The organism is Winogradskyella poriferorum (assembly GCF_036553625.1).
GTDB lineage: Bacteria > Bacteroidota > Bacteroidia > Flavobacteriales > Flavobacteriaceae > Winogradskyella > Winogradskyella poriferorum.
Genome location: NZ_JAZHOU010000002.1, coordinates 357048 through 375563 on the forward strand (window position 1 = coordinate 357048; position 18516 = coordinate 375563).

Genomic DNA, 18516 nt, shown 5'->3' on the forward strand with positions numbered 1-18516 from the left:
TTAACGAGGGTAATTTTTAAGATTTTTTGCCCTTATTTTGAAAACGAAGGTAATATTTGCCTTGGTGTATTAATGGGAAATTATCGGTGTTGTGTCGGTGTTGTGCGTTATTTTCTCTTATCAACACTTTCCTTATCAAATGCTATTAAATTGAATAGTTGGCGCATTCTGGAACGAACTCTGTTTCCATATCGTTCTTCCAATTCCTGGGCGTTTAAGTTTGTAGTTGCATGAGTTCTAATTTTTCGCTGAAGAAACAAATCGTAGCGAGATAAGAGGATTTCGCCCATCACATTACAGTCCTTTCCAAAATGCCTTCCAGTTGTTTCTACGCCTAAATCATCAAAACAATAGAAATTGCTGTTGCCGTATTCTTGAATGGTTTTGTAGCCAATGTTATTGAAAGCAAATGTGATGTTTCTTGCTGGAATTAGTTCGTAAGATTTTTGGTGTGGTACGATGTGCTTTAATAATTTCATTAAACTGGTTTTGCCACAACCTACTGGACCAGATAACAAAACACCTTTGTTAGGGTCGATATTTAATTTTGAACAGGCTTCAAAATCGCGAATGAAATAAATACACAGCTTGTAAAGGACAACCTCATCTTCTTCATAAATCTTGAAGTTTTTGCCGAATAATAGTTTTCCTTTTGCATCTAGATAGATAAGTGTGCTTTTGAAATCATATTGAATACAATTGTCTTTTAACTCGCCAAGTTTGTATTGTACTCCTTTTTCGATGATTATGTGAGGTTGATTTGTGTTCATACTTGTATTTATGAGATTGCTTCACTTTGTTCGTAATGACGATGAGATCCTGAAACAAGTTCAGGATGACACAATGTGTCAAAGAGGTTCATTGTAGTTTTTGTTTTTAGTAGTCTTAAGGTTGTCCGAATTTGGGACACTGCTATTTTGTTTTAAATCATTTTCAGAATCGTTAAAATCTATTTTTTTTAAATTTTTCTGTTTATTACTGTTTATGTTTTCTATAGTTTGTATATGTTTATATATAGGTACCAGTGCTTGTCCAGTACTTGTCTCGATTTGAGTATTGTTGTGTCCTACTACTTGTCCAGTACTTGTCCCAAATTTGAACATCTTAATTTTACTGCCACGATACGGATTGTGAGATGGGAAATACACGATATATTTCCAATGGTTTAATTCCTTGATGCATCTGTGGTAGGTAGATTTTGAACCTATTTTAGACAGTTGCATAACCTCATCACGGTTTATATAAAACTCTTCCAAAAATCGATTTAAATTCCATAACTGAAATAAGGCTATGTATAGGCTTATGTGGGTTGGGTTTAATCGGCTATCTTTAGAAAATTGGTTGAAAACTGCGTTGAGATGTTTGATATAGTTTATTTCTTGCATAAGTTGACTTCTCGATACAATATTGTGATACAAAATCACTCGAAGTGACGTTGCTATTAATTTTGATGAGATACTGAAACAAGTTCAGTATGACACAGGTGTCAAAACTTATTATGAATGCGATTTTCTTCCATTACTTTTAGAATTTCTTCGTAGTCGTAATAGATAACACCACCAACTTTGGTGTAGGGTAGTGTGCCATTAATACGAAGATTTTGTAATGTTCCTGGTGAGATGCTTAACAGGTCACGAACCTCTGGTGATTTGAGCCACTTTTTGGGTGCAAAGCCCGATTGGTGATTGATGATTTCTTTGATGTCTTCCAGTAATTCTTCTTTGAACTCACGAAGATCTTCGGTAGTGATAATTGTTGCTGCCATAGTAAAGTTTTAAGCCCCTTATAATCCCCCAAAGGGGGATAAAAGGATGTTAATGATTTTTAAAGAATAACTACCGCCTCGAACTCTCATTCTCGGCAGCAGCTATTAATGATTTTTAATTAGATCCTGGAACAACGTTTCGACTGCGCTCAACGTGACAATTCAGGATGACAAAAAAACTCTCACAGATATTTCGCTGTGCTCAATATGATAGTGAGAGTTTTACAGTGATTTGACTTTCGTTTGGCAAATATGAAGTGAATTGGTAAGCTTTATTCACAACGGGGACTGTGTTGTGAACGATTTTTAGTAATCGGCATCATCCATTCTTTTTAAGAGGTTATTCTTGAGAGAATCTATAAACTTTGTTCTTTCAGATTTTCTGATTCTGATTTCTAGAAACGTACGTCTGTACTGACCTAAATTGATATTGAATACACTTTCTAAAAATTCTGCGATGGTTTTTAAATCTACAGCACCGTTATTAAAAACTCCTTCTGAATGTATGGCATAAAGAAGCTCTGTTAAGGCTACTTTTGAGCCTGTCCATGTTAGGTTGATGTTGGGTTGGTGTTGTGATGGTTTTTGACTTAAATTATTATTAGTTTCAATCAGTTTATCTTCTATATAAACTTCTAATAAATCGTGAGCCATAATTTTTGCTACTTTATAACTGTGAAGTGTAGCAAACTGTAAGTCTGATTCGAAATATAACGAGTCTAAACTTAACTTTATATCGAAATCACCTCTCACAAAGTATTTATAATCTAGATATGTACTGCCTGTTCTATAGTATTTATAGAATTCTAATTCGTAGTCAAAAAACTGTTTTAATTTTTGCAGTTCGTTTCTATAATACTTTCTTACAATTCTGCGACCTCCTCGTGGCTTTTTGGTTTCAATTTTATAAATTTTGTTGTAATAGATTAGCTTTGAAGTAAATTGAGGTCTTATCTCTCGAAAAAAACGAATTTCTTCTTCTTGGGATTTAAACTTCCTCTTGGAAATATCTTTTTTTAATTCCTCGACAGAGGTTAAGATTATTTTTATAGCTTTTTCACAAATCTCTATAGCATCATCAATTTCTAGATGTATAAAGTTTAATTGGTCATTTAACTTATTAATTTTTAATTGATATTTCATTTTTATAGGCCAAACCCTCAATTTTTAATTTGAATACCAATCAAAAACTTTCTAAACTTTAAGAAAATATAACTGTAGGGTTTTATCTTTTTAATTTTCAAGTAAATTTAATTCGGAACGGATGAATTGCTTTTTTTTGATTATTGTAGAATCTGCTTTTTTTAACAGACGTTCTTTATCTGTAAAGTAATACTTATACTTTGCTGTTGTTAAGTCTATATCATAATCGTCAAAATCTTTTCCACTTATATCTACACCCGTTTTAAAGGGAACTGGTGATTTTAATACAGAGATATGGTACTTATAACTTAAATTTAAATATTGTTCACCTCCAACAGCTAGTTTATAACGGTCTATTTCTAGAAGTGCTGGATAAATGATGAGCTTATCACCTTCAAATTCCATTTCTAAATCAAGACTCTCTATTGGGGTAACTTCTTTTTTGTTTTTAAACATAAATGTCTTGGCTAAATCTCTAAAAGCAGGACCATCTAATACCATTATATTTCTGGCTTTTAATGCAGCTACTCCTTTAAATGTTTTTAAATTGAAATTAAGATGTTTGTCTAGTTGTGATGAAGCCTTTATGCTAAAATCTGCTTTTCCTACAAAAGATTTTGTTATGGGAAACAGCGTATCTAAAACAGGCATAAGATTTTGAATTTCATTCATTTTCACCTGTCTTAAATGTAGATTAAAATCTAGGTTAGCTTGTTGGTTGCTTTTTGCTTCATAATCTATATTTCCTTCTACATTTGCTGCTAATGTTTTTAGTTGAAGCTTTTTAAGCTGTAAGTGGCCATTCATTAATTCTAAACCTCCGTGAACATCTTCTAGATGTAATCCTGCAAATTCTATATTGTCAATATCTGTAATGAAACTGAATTGAAGATTTTTAGGAATTTTAAAGGCTTGTTTTTGTGAATAAACAGAATCGTTTGTGTTTATTTTTTCTTCCTTTTCGGTCTCAACATTAATACCAGAAAACATTCCCATTAGCTCGTTGGCATTAATATTGGTTGATGACAATTTTAAATTAGCTGATACCGTTTTGCCATTTTTAAACCCTTCAAGATTTTTTACAGCTCCTGTAATTGTAGCATTAGATTCTCCATAATTTACTACAGCATTATTCAACGTCACATTATCATTATTTAAAGATAATTTGGTGGCTGGCATCTGTATAGGTAAATGTGATTCTGGAAAAGAAGCATATAGATTATTAAACCCAACATTTCCATTAACATCCCATTTTTTATTCGGGTTTTGATTTAGTATAAAACTATAATTTCCTTGTTGAATACCTACCCAATATTTGCCTTGACCGACAGCAACACTATCGATAGTGAAACTTGATGAAATGGCACTTAAACTTCTGTCTTTTTCAGGTGTTAACCCTAGATCGACCTTGGCTTTTCTTACCAGTAGGAATGTTGTGTCTTTTTTTGTTTTATAACTTAAATCGTTTATTGAGGCATTTACATTTAAAACGGTTTCATTTTTTGATTTTTTTTCAAAATTAATAAGTGCATTTAGTTTTTCTGATGAAAACTCTAACGCTTCCTTAATCTCCATTTCAGTTTTTTCGAGTTGTAAACTTCCTGATAATGGGTGAGCATCATCTTGGTTTTTATTGAAAATGGCCGTAAGATTTTTTGATTTTATATACGCGCCTTTGGTAGGTGCACTAATATTTAGATCATTTACAACTACTTTGCCTTCTACATTTACATTGTTGTAATCTTGAGCTTTAAGTTCTTTTAGATTAAAACTTGTTTTAAGGTCTGCTAAAATGTTTCCTTGAGAAGTAATCTCTTTATCGATGGGGAAATTTTGGTATAACTTTGTAAAATCAATATCGGTGTTTAATGCCATACTAAACACCGCATTGGGATGAAGAATGTTGTTTCCTTTTCCATTTGCATTTAACTGTAATCCTGTTCCCTGAATGTTTAACGTTTTAACTTCTACATTAGAGGGTTGCGAATTGTCCATAAAAAAATCTCCCTGAAGTTCTACATCAAGGTTGTCAATGGTTCCCGGAAACTCTTTATACTTTAATGCTCCTTTATTTATTGTAAGTACTGAACTAATTTTTGGGTATTTGCCATTACCATAAATTCCATTTGTATTTACAGTTAAGCTAACACCTCCTTGAGTTTCTATACTTTTTTTATTGAGAATTGTAGATGGGATAAGCTCGATGAAATTTTTTAATGTATTGCTTTTGAGTGTCGCTGCTAAATTTACAATTACTTGTTTTTTTTCAGGTTCGGGTTTTATAGTTCCTGCTGTTGCAAAATGAATATCATTAATTGACAAATCACTTTTTGAAATGGTCAAAAGCGTATCTACTTTGTTGAAAGTAACCTCGCTATTTACACCTATGTTACGAATTTTGAAGCGTTTTTCTGGAACTTTATACAATGAAACCAACTCATTAGTGGAATTGATATTTAAGTATAGTTCATTGTTGTTTTTACGCGCCTTTATAGTTGTATTGAAACCTTCTGCTTCATAGTTTACCTTTGAGATACCATCTTGATATAAAACATGAGCTTTTTCAATATTAAATTTTCGTAGGTTAATATTATTGATGTTAAGTGAAGATACTGTGTCTGTATCTTCCTCATTGATTGCTGACGTTTTTAGAATATCAAAATTGTAATTTCCTAAACTATCCATCTGGATATTAATATTAGGTTCTTTTAAGGTTATTTCATAAATATCAATATTATCATTTTTTAAATACTGATACAAATTAAAAGACACCCTAGCTTCTGAAAAATTTGCTAAAGTGTCTTTGCTATTAAAAAGGGAATTAGGGAAAATTGAGCCTTCTTTTACTTTTAAACCAAATCTTGGAAAGCTAGAAAAGAATGTTAATTCTACACTTTCTATTTCTACACTTCCGTTGATATTTTCATTTAGAATTTCGACTATTTTTGGGGTAATCTTTTGCGGTGTAAATATAAAATTTAGCAAAATTGCTATTATCATCAATACAACAATGACAAAAGAAATAAGGAATAACCCAATTCTCTTGGTAATTCTATTTACCCTCATAAAAAAAATCAACTAAAATTATTAAAACAAACGCAGACCTACACCCAACTGTATTTGGTGGCTATTTGCCTCTTCACCAACATCACTGATATCTGAAAAGCCCCATACGTAACGAGCAGATATTATGACAGGATGCAAATTTAATTCTAATCCTGCTACCGCAGAAAAATCTGTGTCTTTAAAAAGCTTTTTTCCATTTGCTAAAACCGTTTCATTACCATCTGCAAGAAAACTAAATTGAGGCCCTGCATTTATTGTTATCAAACCTCCTGAATTTAATCTTAAAAGTAAAGGCACACTAATGTAGTTTAGCGTTTTATCTTTATCGAAAGCGTCACCAAATACATCTGAAAATTCGTCTGTTACTTTAGTGTTTGTTTGATTGAAAAGCACTTCTGCCTGAATACCTATAAAATCTGAAAAATCATAATAGGCAAAACCACCTACCTGAAAACCAAGCTCAAAACTATTATCATAACTTTGAGAGTCAATTTTTGTAAGATTTGCCCTGCTTTTGCTCCTAAATGAAATTGCGCGAAAGATGTATTATATGCAGCCAAAGAAAACAATACACTTAAAAATAGGATTTGTTTTTTCATAAAAGTCATTTTTTTAATTTTAGTAAAGCTATTGATATACACTTACATTCTACCTTTAATTATACAAAACGGTCTGTTTTTTATACCAAATCAAAAAAACTCTATTCTCAAGAATTTATTAATGCCACCTTATATATTGTTTGTTTCATTGATTTGCCTGGTAAATTTATATTTTGAATTTTTTCAGTAATAAATTTATCGGAAGATGAAAGTTCAGCATGAAACGATGAAGACAAAAGCAATGAACAATTATATACATTACATAAAGACTGAATTCTAGCTGCCGTATTAAGCACATCTCCGTGAAAAACAATCTCGGTTTTAATATCTCCCACCATTGCCATTGTTACTTTACCAGTATGAAGTGAAGCCTTAAATTTAGGCACACACCCATAGTTTAATTCGAAATGATTTTCTTTTTCTTTTAGACTATTAATAAAATGATAAAATAACATAATACATTTTTCATTATTAAAATTATCTCTACACCTCCAAGTAATCACAGCTTCATCCCCAACAAATTGATATATTTCAGCATCATAATCTAAAAGAATAGAAGATAAAACCTTAAAACATTCTTGAAGCATTAAACTATATTTTACATGTCCTATTTTTTCTGCTATTGTTGTGGAAGATTTTAAATCTAAAAACATGAAAATACGCTCTTCTTCTTTGGGTCTTATATACCTACCTACTATCAAATAATTAAAATAACTAGGACCAATATTTTTCCTTACCAGCAACATAAAATCTGAAAATGAGTTTATTATAACAGCACTTATAAAAAGTGACTTTACACTAGAATTGACTACCTCTCCTGAAAAGTTTAATTCACCAAAAACATAATTACTATAACCTAATACCACCATCACATAAGACACTATGAAAACTAATAAAAATCCAAAAACCCTAAAAAGAAAGCTTTTAAGAAAAGAAGCTTGTTTTATTAATTTTGGATAAACAAAACTATTTAAGACACCAAAAAGAATCCCAAAAGAAACACCTAACGCTAAACAAACCAAAAAGATATTGTATTTGGTTAACCCTTTATATTCATAGATTTTAGCAATGTACACTTCATCTATATCTTGGAACTTAAAAAAAGCTAGAAGTGTTAGTGAACAGATCCAGATAATAAAAGTTATTAAAAAATCTGTAAGCCTGTATTGGTTTTTTAGTTTCACTTTATGTTAGCTATTACATTAAAAAGTTTAGAGCACCGAAGACCTATTTTTTGTATAAACACATTAAGTTAGTTAGAACATAATATGAACGCCAAAAGAATGCTTTTTATCTCTAAATATATTTTGAAAGTTTCATGTCCCTAATTTGATCTTTAACAGGATGGTATAACCATCCTGTTGCTTCTACATTATTTGTGCTTTGCATTTTCTTTTCAATTAGAGAGAAAGACATATACTCTATATATTTTTGCATCAACAAGAGTTCTGATAGCGTTTCAAAATTTGAATTAATTTCATTTTGATATAAACAATATCTTTTTTTGTATTCTAACCAAATATTTTCAAGCCAATTACCTTTGGGTTTGATTTTTATTGGTGGTACCGGTTTATAATTAACAGGAAACGCTTTAACCGTTGCGAGTACCATAAAATTAACTTCAACTTCACTGGAAATTAAAGCATATAGCTTAAACGGTGAGATGGGTTTATTTTTATATACTATTTTTCTTTTATATATATCAAAACAAATCATATTCGTAGTAAAGATTTTATAAATCTTGTCATGAGATAAATTGCTACCACTACTTGTATTTACTACCCCTTTAAAAGACTCTTCCTCGTTTTCCATTACTTTACATTTTTACTTAAAACATATTTCTATTAAAAATCTTCAAGCATTAATTCGTCTATAGTTTTATTTGTTCCTTTTTTATTTGACCACTTTTTTTCTAAACTTCTAAAAATAGCATATACAATAGGCACTACTATTAAGGTTAGAAAAAGAGAACTCAATAACCCACCAATAATAACCCAAGCTAAACCATTATTTAGTTCGGCTGCAGCACCTGAAGCCAATGCTATTGGAACCATACCAATAACCATTGCTATTGTGGTCATTAAAATAGGTCGAAGACGCGCATGATTTGCTTGAATAAGTGCGTTATAAGTATCTATACCCTCTGTTTCTCTATGTTTAGCAAAATCTACCAAAAGAATAGCATTTTTACTTACAAGACCTATAAGCATTATAATACCAAGAATTGTAAAAACGTTTAGTGCATTATTTGTTAAAGCCAATATTAATAATGCTCCAATGAAAGATAGCGGTATTGAAAAAAGCACTATAAAAGGATCTATAAAACTATCGTAAAGTGCTACCATTACTAAATATACTAGCAGAATTGCTGCGATTAAAGCTACTCCTAGACTACCAAAACCTTCACTTTGATTTTCCATATCTCCACCCCAAACATAATTGACACTTTGAGGTTTTTCTATTTTAGAAAATTGTTGTTCCCATTCGGCTGCAATTGTTCCTGTTGGTCTACCTACAGTTTGACCTTGAACTGTTACCGATGCACTTTTGTCTCTACGCTCTAACACACTTGGGCCCGAGCTCTCATTAACATTTGCAAATTGGTATAGTTTTATTTTTTCTCCGTTGTCATTTAAAAATGTAATATCCCTAACATCATCAATGTTTGATTTTCCATTATCTGCATAAGCTATATTGATATCGTATTCATAACTACCATCTCTATATTTGGTATCATTATTACCAGATAACGCTATTTGCATAGATGATCCAACGTTTTGTAATGACAAACCGAGAGCTGCCATTTTATCTCTATCTACCTCTACTAAAACTTCTGGATTTCCAGTTTCAACAGATAACTTTATACCTGTTGCTCCAGGAATATTTTTAAGTTTATCTGCAGCTTTATTAGCAAAGACCATCGCACTATCTAAAGTATTACCTGTGACTACTAAAGCCAATGGGGCATTTTCTGCAGAACCCATAAGACCAACAGGCACGGTTTTAATTTTCACACCGGTAGTTAACTCCTGTATCTTTCTTTTTATTTTAGCAGCATAGACATAAGAATTATCGCTTCTTTTGCTTTTATCAATTAAAGTAACTGTTATTTCTGATTTATAAGATGTAGCTTGACTTGTACCAACGCCATCACTACTTTGGCCTACGGTTGTTACAATGCTTTTCACTTCATTTTGCTGGCTTAAAAATGCTTCAACTTTTTGGGTAACAAAATTTGTTTTTTCTATTGTAGCATCTTTAGGCAGTTCTAATTGCACCAAAAATTGTCCTCTATCTGTTTTTGGGAAAAATGCTGTACCAATGTACCCTGTTGGAATTAACGCTATTGAAGCTATAAACATGAGCAAAACAACTGCCAATGTTCGTACTTTGTGTTTTAAAGACCATTTTAAAATTAAGGTTACATAATCTGTAAACTTATCTAGACCTTTTTCAAATCCCAAGATGATTTTACCAAACATATTTTTTTCTGTGATATGTTCTAACTTTCCATATCTTGAAGACAACCAAGGTACAATGGTAAAGGAAGATAACAGTGAAAATAATGTTGCAATAATAACTGTTACACAAAACTCTGCAATAATATCAGTGACAAGCCCACTACTTAAAGCAATAGGCAAAAATACAACCACAATTACTAGTGTAATTGCTGTTACAGTAAAACCAATTTCTTTGGATGCATCATAAGAAGCTCTCACTTTATTTTTACCCATTTCCATATGGCGGTAAATATTTTCTAATACTACAATAGCATCATCAACCAAAATACCTACAACCAATGAGAGCCCTAATAAACTCATTAAATTAAGCGTATATCCTAATAAATAAATCCCGATAAATGTTGCTATTAATGATGCTGGAATGGATATCATTACAATAATTGAATTCCTAATGCTATGTAAAAAGAATAGCATAACAAAAGCCACTAAAACAACCGCTAGCAACAAGTCATGTATTACAGAATCTGCTGCTGCAAGTGTAAACTCGGTAGAATCATCAACAATATTTAGTTTTAAATCTATATTAGCATAATCACTTTCAAGGCTGACTACTTCTTTTTTTATAGCTTCACTCACCGCAACCGCATTGGCATCTGACTGCTTAATTACCTGAATAAGGATCGCATTGTTTTGATTAATTCTAGAAATTTTTTCGACTTCTTTTTGTGAGTCTTGTACATCAGCTACGTCAGACAATCTAATTTGTGAACCTTCGGGTGAAGCTACCACTAGGTTTCTTAATTCACTAATTGTTTTAAACTTACCTGATAGCCTTACAATCATTGTTTTTTCTCTCGTCTCTATATTTCCTGTTGGAAAGTCAAGATTATTTGCCATAATAGCTTGTTGCACCTGTGGGATTGATAAACTATATGCATGTAAAAGATTGGGATTTAAATCAATTTTAATCTCTCGTTCTTGACCACCTATTAGGTTTACTTGTGCTACTCCATTAATTCTTGATAAAATGGGCTGTATCTTTTTGTCCATCACATCAAAAAACTCAACATTATTCATTGACGATGTTGCACCAATAGAAATAATAGGCAAATCACTTAACGAGAATTTATTTAAAGATGGTGGATCAATATCTTCAGGCAAATCTTTTAAAATTGCATTAATTTTTCTCTGTGCATCATTTAGAGCATAGTTTACATCGGCATCATTATTTAATGTAACCGTTACTACAGACAAGCTTTCAAAAGACTGGGCTTCTAATTTTTTAATATTTTCCATTGAAGATACTGCGTCTTCAATTTCTCGGGTAACTGTATTTTCTACTTCGCTAGGTGATGCCCCTGGATAAGTCGTTGTAATTGATACTACATTTATACTAAATTTAGGAATAAGCTCATAGCCTAATTGGTTGTAACTAAACAATCCACCTAAAATTAGTACCGTGAATAAAACAATGACTATACTTGGACGCTTTATTGAAATTTCTGCTATTTTCACGTGATATTATTTAGATTGATTGTTACTATTTGCTCTGTTCATAACCTTAACTTTGGTTCCATCATCTAAATTTATCTGACCATTGGTTACTACTATATCGCCTTTACTTAAACCATTAACTATTTCTACGGAATTTTCAGTTGATATCCCTGTTACTACTTTTGTTAATACAACAGTGTTATCTGGTTTTAAAACAAAAACTTGTTGACTACTCATGCTACCAACAAATGCTTTTCTGTTTATACTTAATTTTTTACTTGATGATGTTTCAAAATTTACCGAACCATACATACCTGCTTTAAGCATTGTATTTACAGTATTTGTTACTTCTAATTCTACTGGAAAGCTTAAGGCTTCGTCTGCCTTTGGGGCAATAAAACTCACTATGCCTTTAAAGGTTTTATCTGGTATTGCACTTACCTTAATATTTATGGTATCTCCTTGTTTAATGGTAGCTATTCTATTTTCGCTAATCGATGTTTTAAATTTTAAGCTAGAAATGTTTACTATTTCAAAAAGACTAGTCCCTGGACTTACCACTGTTCCTGGTTCTACAGTTTTTAAATTTATTATACCATTAATAGGTGCTTTAATGGTAGCGTCTCCATAAGAGATTTTAGATTGGTTTAATGCTGCTTCAGCATTACTCAAGTCTAGTTTTGCTTTATCGACATCTTGCTTTGTAACACCTCCTGATTTAAAGGCTTCGCTGTATCTGTTATAATTGGTTTTAGCATTTTGATAAGCTGCTTTTGCTTTTTCAAGGTCTACTGAAATTTGGTCTGCCTTTACCAATGCTAATGGTTGACCAATAGATACTCTGTCGCCTTCTTTTACAAAAACCTTTAGTACTCTTCCCGATTGTTCTGCAGACATTTGCAACTCCTGTAATGGGGCAAAAACACCATTGCTCTTATGGGCAGTGTTTATTACAGCATATTTTACAGTATCTACCTCTACGTTAACAAACTCATTCTGTTGTGCTACTATTGCTGTTTCTTCTTCGTTTTTTGATTTGTTTTTATTTAAAACAAAAACTATGATTGCTAGAGCAGCAAGCGTTATAATTATAATAACTAGATTTCTAGAAAGTTTTTTCATCTTTTTTTTTAATTTAATAATGTATTAAGTTCCCCTTTAGCTTTTAATAATTGTAATTCAGCTATTTTATAGTTGAGTTGCGATTGATTTAAATTGTTTTTAGATTCAATAAAAGAGTTTTGCGCATCTAATAAATCTGTAAGTGTCGCCAAACCATTGTAATAGTTATTAGAAACATCTTCTAAAACGCTTCTTGATAATGCCACATTTGATTCTTGGTTTTGGATGTTGATTAGGCTTACTCGAATTTCGTTAATAGCATTTCTAAAGTTTAATTCAATAGCCAACTGCGTATCTTTAATATCCGTTTTTACAGCTTCAATATCTATGTTTGCCTGTCTGACTTTTGACCTAGTTAAAAACCCATTGAAAATCGGAATTTTTAAGTTTAAACCTACTGAAGCCACTTCGAACCAATTGGCATCACTACCACTACCTCCAAAAATTGGAAAATCATTACCCAAACCCTGATAATTATAATTTGCACTAAAAGATAACGAAGGGTAATACTCTGCCTGAATGGCATTTTTTTGATAATTCAACAAAGCTTCCTGCGTTGTTAAAAGTTTATATTCATTAATATTTTCAACATCAATCTCTTCATTTTCACTTATCATTTTAGTGATTTGAAAATTTGGTTCCGGAAGTTGTATTTCATAATGAATAGGATAGCCCATCAAAAATTTTAATGTATTCTTCTGCAGCGTTAGTGCATTTAATGCTTCTTGCTTCTTTGTTTGAATATTTGACAGCTCTACATCTAACCTGTCTATATCAATTTTTTTTGCCAACCCATTTTCATATTTACCTTGAAGCACCTGACGAACTTTTTGGGTATTTTGAAAGCTGCTGTCTATAACATTGAGTTTTGCCTGTTCTATATAAACCTGATAGTAGTTTGTTGCTACTTTTTCAATAACCTCATCATTGGTAAGCTGCTGATTTATTCTGTAAAATTCTCTAGATGATTTCGCTGCTTTTAACCCTGTAAAAATTGATTGATTAAATAAGTTTTGAGTTAATTGGGCTCCAATTGAACCATTCCATTTTTGACCAAATTCCGCAAAAATTGTAGTACCTGGTTGCCCTAAAATTTCGCCAGGAAGTGCACTTTTTTGTAATAACGGATTATAAGTAAGGCCACCTGTACCAGAAAGTTGAGGTAGCAGATTAGCTCTTACTTCTTGTATTTCATACTCTGCGTTTTCAACATCTAGCTTTGCTTTAATGGCTTCTGCTTTATTATTAAGTGCATAGTCAATAGCACTCTTTAAAGTCAGTTCTTCCTTAAAAAGTTTATTGCTATTATTTTCTTGCGCATATAAAACGTTTACTAAAAAACCTAAAATAACTAGGAACGTATAGGCTGTTGTTTTTTTTACTTTTATCATCATATATTTATTAAAAAGGATTGAAAGAAACACCTAGATTTATATAAGGTGCTGTTGTGGGTTTAAACTCTAGTAAATAATTATTGTCACTAAATGATTCGCCTTTTTCGGAAACTCTTGACCTTATGACATTTAAAACACCTGCTTTTGCAGTTAACACAATTTTATTTTTTAATAAATACTCGTAAGTGATACCAGATTTTATATGTGTCTGTCTAAATTCAAACTTATTCGCAAAATTGACTATCTGATTATCTTTAAAATATGTATTTGAAGTACCCAATTCTGAACCAAGCGATACGCGTCCTGTTTGTCCCAATTGTGTTTGCAACATGATTTTTGCTGGTAATACCATATCTAACCTCCATTTTCCATTAAAAATTGGTTTTGTATAAGTAACTATTGGAAATACTGGAAATGGATTTGTAGGGTCTATTGTAGCTCCTAAACCTATGGTTAACACACTTTTTTTATCTGCTTTTAAAACATAAGTTGCAGACACAAGTCCTTTAATTCTACCTAACATTTCTCCACTAGCATCTGCAATTAAGCTAGCGTTATAGATAATTGGTTTTTTGTTTAAAACTGAAAAATAAGTTACACTAAAAGCAGAAGATAGATAGTGTAGGTCTGGGCTTGATATAAAACTAGTGTTAGAATCATACTCAAAATTCTGATAGTTATAATACCCCGAGTAAGTAAGTTTCCACTTTTTCTTTTTAAGTACATCTAAATTAACATTAACACTAACATCGTGAGTGTTCTCAATTTCATTTTTGCCTAAATAGTCTTCTTTAAAATATGTTTTAAAGTTTGTAGACCCATAATTATTATAACTAATATTGAGCTTTCGTGTTTGAGAAAACTTTTCTGCCAGTGCTTTAAAATATAATTCTTGCTTAATTTGGGTAGAATCATTGCTATTAGACAAATTTGATTCTTGAGCAAAAGCACTCACAGTAAATAACATTAATAAAAAGATGGTTTGTATATATTTCATACTCAAAAAGAAATTAAGCTGCAAACCTAAAGCTAGTTCTCTCCAAGAAATTAAAAATTATACGAAACCGCCTGTTTTTTATACAAAAAAAGGCGAAGTATGACTCCGCCTTTTGCTATTAATCGAGTTCGATACTATGTGCTATAGTATCTTTGGATACGAAAGTTAAATTTAGCAATAAACTTTACCGAATTTTCTTATTTTATATGAAACCTAGCTTTTCTTATACGAAACCCATTATCAAAATGTGAAATAACCTTTTTCGTATAAAATAGAAGCTACTTGGTATAATTTAGACATAGTTCCTATATGTAGCATTTTTTATATTTTATCTTTGACATAATTAATCATGATCTAATGAATGACTTAAATAGCAATATTTTTCTCGACTTTTTACTTTCTAAAAAATATAAGTTTTTGAGACATTCCTCTGTGCTATTATTTCTGCTTGTGTTTATATTTAGTCGTCATGATCCCGAAAAAAATACACTTGTTAATTCTTATGTGTCTTACTTTGTGCTTTTATTCGCTTATTTATGTATAGTAGTTATGCTTTATGTAAATATGTATATTTTAGTTCCTAAATTTCTATATAATAAGCGGTACGTCACATACTCTTTAATAGTAATTTTATTAGTATTTACAGGTCTTATTTTTATTTTAGTATTTGGTGAGTTTTTTGAGAAAAAGACTCCCACTAAACAAAATATTCAACTATCAGGTGCTATTGAAATTGGTATTTCTCTCATCCCTTTTATTTTATCATCAACTACCATTAAATTATTTCAAAGATGGGTCAAAGATAGTAGTCGAATAAGCGAACTTGAAAACCAAGCTCTGAATAGTGAATTAAAAGCTCTAAAAAACCAAATTAACCCTCACTTTTTATTTAATATGTTAAACAACCTGAATGTATTAATAAAAAAAGACCAGGAAAAAGCATCTTATATCACATTAAAGTTATCTGATTTTTTAAGACATCACCTTTATGAAAATAGTGATACCTATGTCTCTTTGAGCTCTGAAATACAATTTTTGGAAGACTTTCTAAATTTAGAAAAAATACGCAGAGATGATTTTACATTTAATATTAGCTGTTGCAACCGCCTAGATACAGAATTAAAAATACCCACTAATGTATTTAGTGTGTTTGTAGAAAACGCAGTAAAACATAGTTTGGACAGTGACAAACCATCAAAGATTGACATTAGCTTTAAAGCAGAAGAAAGCACCTTAATATTTGAATGCATCAATACAAAGCCTGAATTTCCATATAAAGAATCTGATAGTAGTGGCATAGGCTTAAAAAACGTAAAACAAAGACTGGAATTATTATATGATGATAAATTTTCTCTTTCTATTATTGATGAAGATAAAACTTATAAATTGAATTTAAAACTACCGTTATGAATTGTATTGTAATAGATGATGAACCTTTAGCAAGGGAAGCTATTCAAGATCTTATTGAAGGTCAAAAAAATCTAACTTTTATAGGTTCTTTTAATAATGCTATAAAAGCAGAAAAATTTATGACCGAAAATGAGGTTGACTTAATTTTCCTTGATATCGAAATGCCACGGATTAACGGTTTAGAATTCGCAAAGAAAATAAGTAAAAACACTATGGTTATTTTTACGACTGCATACAAAGAGTATGCTTTAGAAAGTTACAACCTAGATGCTATAGATTACTTATTAAAACCTGTGCTACCAGCAAGGTTTGAAAAAGCTATTGAAAAAGCATTTGCCTTTTATAAGCTTTTAAAATCTGAAAATGGCATCGTTGAGAAATTAACTCAAAACTTTATATTTATTAAAGCTGAAAGAAAGTATTATAAAATACTTTTTGAAAAAATACTCTATATAGAAGCCTTAAAAGATTATGTTATCATTCATACTTTTCGTGATAAGGTTATCACTGCTATGAACTTAAAAACCATACACTCAAAACTACCAAAGGATATTTTTATAAGAGTGAGCAAATCCTATATTGTAAATGAATCTGCTATTGAATGTTTTGACAATAACACGATTTACATTAATGAAAATGAAATTCCTATTGGTAAAGTATATCAAGAAAATTTCTACAATCAGTACTTAAATGAACCTTTATGAATTTGACTTAATTATCCGTTGATTATTATGGTTTAATTTATCTCTTAAAATGTTCATATCATCACTTACTTTCCTCTCGATTACCCTTGCATAAATTTGGGTAGTTGCTATTTTAGTGTGACCTAATAATTTTGAAACGGTTTCTATTGGTACGCCATTACTTAAAGTTACTGTAGTAGCAAATGTATGTCTTGCTATGTGGAATGTTAAGTGCTTTTCTATTTCTAATTTTTTAGTAACCTCTTTAATGTACTGGTTCATTTTTTGGTTAGAATAAACTGGCAATAACTTTTGTGTTTGAACGCATCGAGGATGGTTCTTGTATTTTTCGATAATTCTTAAAGCAGCATCTAAAAGTGGTACACGAACTTTGGTTGCTGTTTTCTCTCTTCGTGTGCTAATCCATTTGCTACCATCAATACCTAAAACAATATGTTCTTGAGTTAGTGAGAACACATCGCAATATGCCAAACCTGTATAACAAGAAAACACGAAAATATCCCTTGCAATTTTATGGGTCTGTTTCTCCAGTATTGAAGTTTCTAAAGTATTGAGTTCTTCTTCGGTTAGATAATCCCGTTCCACTTTATCAAAATGTAGTTGGTAATTTATTGCAGGGTCTTTTTCCAACCATTCCAACTTTACACCCAATTTACAGAGCTTTTTAAAGCGTTCTATATGTTTCATTAAGCCATTATTGTTGAGGTTGGGAAGTTTATGTAAATACTGCTCAAAATCGATTACAAAGGCATAGTTAAGCTGCTTTAATTGTATGTCTTCAACTTTGTATATTTTCTTGACAAACTTTTTTAGATAGTTTTCAGTCGTCCTGTAGTTTTTGAGTGTTCCAGGTTTAAGAACTGTTTTCATTGTCTTGTTATGATAGCTTACCAACTGTAAAAGGGTTCTATGCTGTTCGTCTGTTCCCAGATAACGGGATTTAACTGTGGCTACAGTTATTAGTTTTCCTTCTCTCTGAAGTTCACTATAACTATCGTAAAGTTTGTTTCTAACTTGTTGGATGTAGTTGTTTAAAGCTCTTGCTTCTGTGGTATTGCCTTTTACTTTCCCTTTGTTTTTGTCCCACAGTTTTTGCGAAACATTTCGTTTTAAACTGATTTCGGAACGTTTACCATTAACAGTAATACGAACAAAGATTAAGGCATTGTCTGTCTTTTTGGAATTTAGGCGTGTAAAGAATGTTACGCCAAAGGTGGTTGAAGTTTTCATCTTGAAAGTGTTTTGGTTGAACAAAATGTTCGTAACACGAAAATCAAATCACTTTCAAAAAATTCTTATGTCTTGGTGAGCTCACCGAATCACTCACCTATAAACTCACTTTTACATTAAGTGGGTTTGTT

Annotated in this window: 15 protein-coding genes; 2 read left to right on the forward strand and 13 right to left on the reverse strand. The window is 31.2% G+C overall.

Features of this window, described 5'->3' with window-relative positions:
• Positions 1 to 107: 107 nt before the first annotated feature.
• From V1468_RS07810 to V1468_RS07865, 12 genes are all read right to left on the reverse strand, one after another.
• Positions 108 to 770 carry a P-loop NTPase family protein gene (locus V1468_RS07810; protein WP_331809681.1) on the reverse strand — a complete coding sequence of 221 codons (663 nt, stop codon included), beginning with the start codon at positions 768 to 770 and terminating at the stop codon, positions 108 to 110.
• A gap of 78 nt (positions 771 to 848) precedes the next feature.
• Positions 849 to 1385, reverse strand: coding sequence for a lysophospholipid acyltransferase family protein (locus V1468_RS07815; RefSeq protein WP_331809682.1), 537 nt, complete (start codon positions 1383 to 1385; stop codon positions 849 to 851).
• Between the two features lie 101 nt (positions 1386 to 1486).
• Positions 1487 to 1765 carry a helix-turn-helix domain-containing protein gene (locus V1468_RS07820; RefSeq protein WP_331809683.1) on the reverse strand — a complete coding sequence of 93 codons (279 nt, stop codon included), beginning with the start codon at positions 1763 to 1765 and terminating at the stop codon, positions 1487 to 1489.
• Between the two features lie 306 nt (positions 1766 to 2071).
• Positions 2072 to 2908, reverse strand: coding sequence for an RteC domain-containing protein (locus tag V1468_RS07825; RefSeq protein ID WP_331809684.1), 837 nt, complete (start codon positions 2906 to 2908; stop codon positions 2072 to 2074).
• A 90-nt stretch (positions 2909 to 2998) separates the two neighbouring features.
• Complete coding sequence (locus V1468_RS07830; RefSeq protein ID WP_331809685.1) at positions 2999 to 5974, reverse strand: AsmA family protein; 2976 nt, start codon at positions 5972 to 5974, stop codon at positions 2999 to 3001.
• Positions 5975 to 5995: 21 nt separating this feature from the next.
• Positions 5996 to 6517, reverse strand: coding sequence for a porin family protein (locus V1468_RS07835; protein ID WP_331810010.1), 522 nt, complete (start codon positions 6515 to 6517; stop codon positions 5996 to 5998).
• Positions 6518 to 6680: 163 nt separating this feature from the next.
• Positions 6681 to 7757 (reverse strand): adenylate/guanylate cyclase domain-containing protein, encoded by a 1077-nt coding sequence (locus tag V1468_RS07840; protein WP_331809686.1) that lies wholly within the window; start codon positions 7755 to 7757, stop codon positions 6681 to 6683.
• 112 nt (positions 7758 to 7869) lie between these two features.
• Positions 7870 to 8385: a hypothetical protein gene (locus tag V1468_RS07845; protein WP_331809687.1), complete on the reverse strand. Its 516-nt coding sequence runs from the start codon at positions 8383 to 8385 to the stop codon at positions 7870 to 7872.
• Between the two features lie 32 nt (positions 8386 to 8417).
• A complete protein-coding gene (locus V1468_RS07850; protein WP_331809688.1) occupies positions 8418 to 11549 on the reverse strand; it encodes an efflux RND transporter permease subunit in 3132 nt (1043 codons plus the stop codon).
• Positions 11550 to 11555: 6 nt separating this feature from the next.
• Positions 11556 to 12650, reverse strand: coding sequence for an efflux RND transporter periplasmic adaptor subunit (locus V1468_RS07855; RefSeq protein ID WP_331809689.1), 1095 nt, complete (start codon positions 12648 to 12650; stop codon positions 11556 to 11558).
• 8 nt (positions 12651 to 12658) lie between these two features.
• Positions 12659 to 14044, reverse strand: coding sequence for a TolC family protein (locus V1468_RS07860; RefSeq protein WP_331809690.1), 1386 nt, complete (start codon positions 14042 to 14044; stop codon positions 12659 to 12661).
• Positions 14045 to 14051: 7 nt separating this feature from the next.
• Complete coding sequence (locus tag V1468_RS07865; RefSeq protein WP_331809691.1) at positions 14052 to 15041, reverse strand: hypothetical protein; 990 nt, start codon at positions 15039 to 15041, stop codon at positions 14052 to 14054.
• Positions 15042 to 15398: 357 nt separating this feature from the next.
• Between V1468_RS07865 and V1468_RS07870 the strand changes: the two genes are divergently transcribed.
• Positions 15399 to 16451, forward strand: a complete 1053-nt coding sequence (locus V1468_RS07870; RefSeq protein ID WP_331809692.1) for a sensor histidine kinase — start codon at positions 15399 to 15401, stop codon at positions 16449 to 16451.
• A complete protein-coding gene (locus tag V1468_RS07875; protein WP_331809693.1) occupies positions 16448 to 17155 on the forward strand; it encodes a LytR/AlgR family response regulator transcription factor in 708 nt (235 codons plus the stop codon). Before V1468_RS07870 ends, V1468_RS07875 begins: the two co-directional genes overlap by 4 nt.
• Here the strand turns inward: V1468_RS07875 and V1468_RS07880 are convergent.
• On the reverse strand, positions 17150 to 18385 hold the full coding sequence (locus tag V1468_RS07880; RefSeq protein WP_331809694.1) for a site-specific integrase: 1236 nt from the start codon (positions 18383 to 18385) through the stop codon (positions 17150 to 17152). The genes V1468_RS07875 and V1468_RS07880 overlap by 6 nt on opposite strands.
• Between the last annotated feature and the right edge of the window lie 131 nt (positions 18386 to 18516).

Excerpts from the sequence above, each read along its gene's own strand:
- V1468_RS07875 (WP_331809693.1), top strand. The coding sequence starts at position 16,448 with ATGAATTGTATTGTAATAGATGATGAACCTTTAGCAAGGGAAGCTATT.
- V1468_RS07820 (WP_331809683.1), bottom strand. The coding sequence starts at position 1,765 with ATGGCAGCAACAATTATCACTACCGAAGATCTTCGTGAGTTCAAAGAA.
- V1468_RS07815 (WP_331809682.1), bottom strand. The coding sequence starts at position 1,385 with ATGCAAGAAATAAACTATATCAAACATCTCAACGCAGTTTTCAACCAA.
- V1468_RS07870 (WP_331809692.1), top strand. The coding sequence starts at position 15,399 with ATGAATGACTTAAATAGCAATATTTTTCTCGACTTTTTACTTTCTAAA.
- V1468_RS07810 (WP_331809681.1), bottom strand. The coding sequence starts at position 770 with ATGAACACAAATCAACCTCACATAATCATCGAAAAAGGAGTACAATAC.
- V1468_RS07830 (WP_331809685.1), bottom strand. The coding sequence starts at position 5,974 with ATGAGGGTAAATAGAATTACCAAGAGAATTGGGTTATTCCTTATTTCT.
- V1468_RS07860 (WP_331809690.1), bottom strand. The coding sequence starts at position 14,044 with ATGATGATAAAAGTAAAAAAAACAACAGCCTATACGTTCCTAGTTATT.
- V1468_RS07845 (WP_331809687.1), bottom strand. The coding sequence starts at position 8,385 with ATGGAAAACGAGGAAGAGTCTTTTAAAGGGGTAGTAAATACAAGTAGT.
- V1468_RS07880 (WP_331809694.1), bottom strand. The coding sequence starts at position 18,385 with ATGAAAACTTCAACCACCTTTGGCGTAACATTCTTTACACGCCTAAAT.
- V1468_RS07825 (WP_331809684.1), bottom strand. The coding sequence starts at position 2,908 with ATGAAATATCAATTAAAAATTAATAAGTTAAATGACCAATTAAACTTT.
- V1468_RS07865 (WP_331809691.1), bottom strand. The coding sequence starts at position 15,041 with ATGAAATATATACAAACCATCTTTTTATTAATGTTATTTACTGTGAGT.
- V1468_RS07855 (WP_331809689.1), bottom strand. The coding sequence starts at position 12,650 with ATGAAAAAACTTTCTAGAAATCTAGTTATTATAATTATAACGCTTGCT.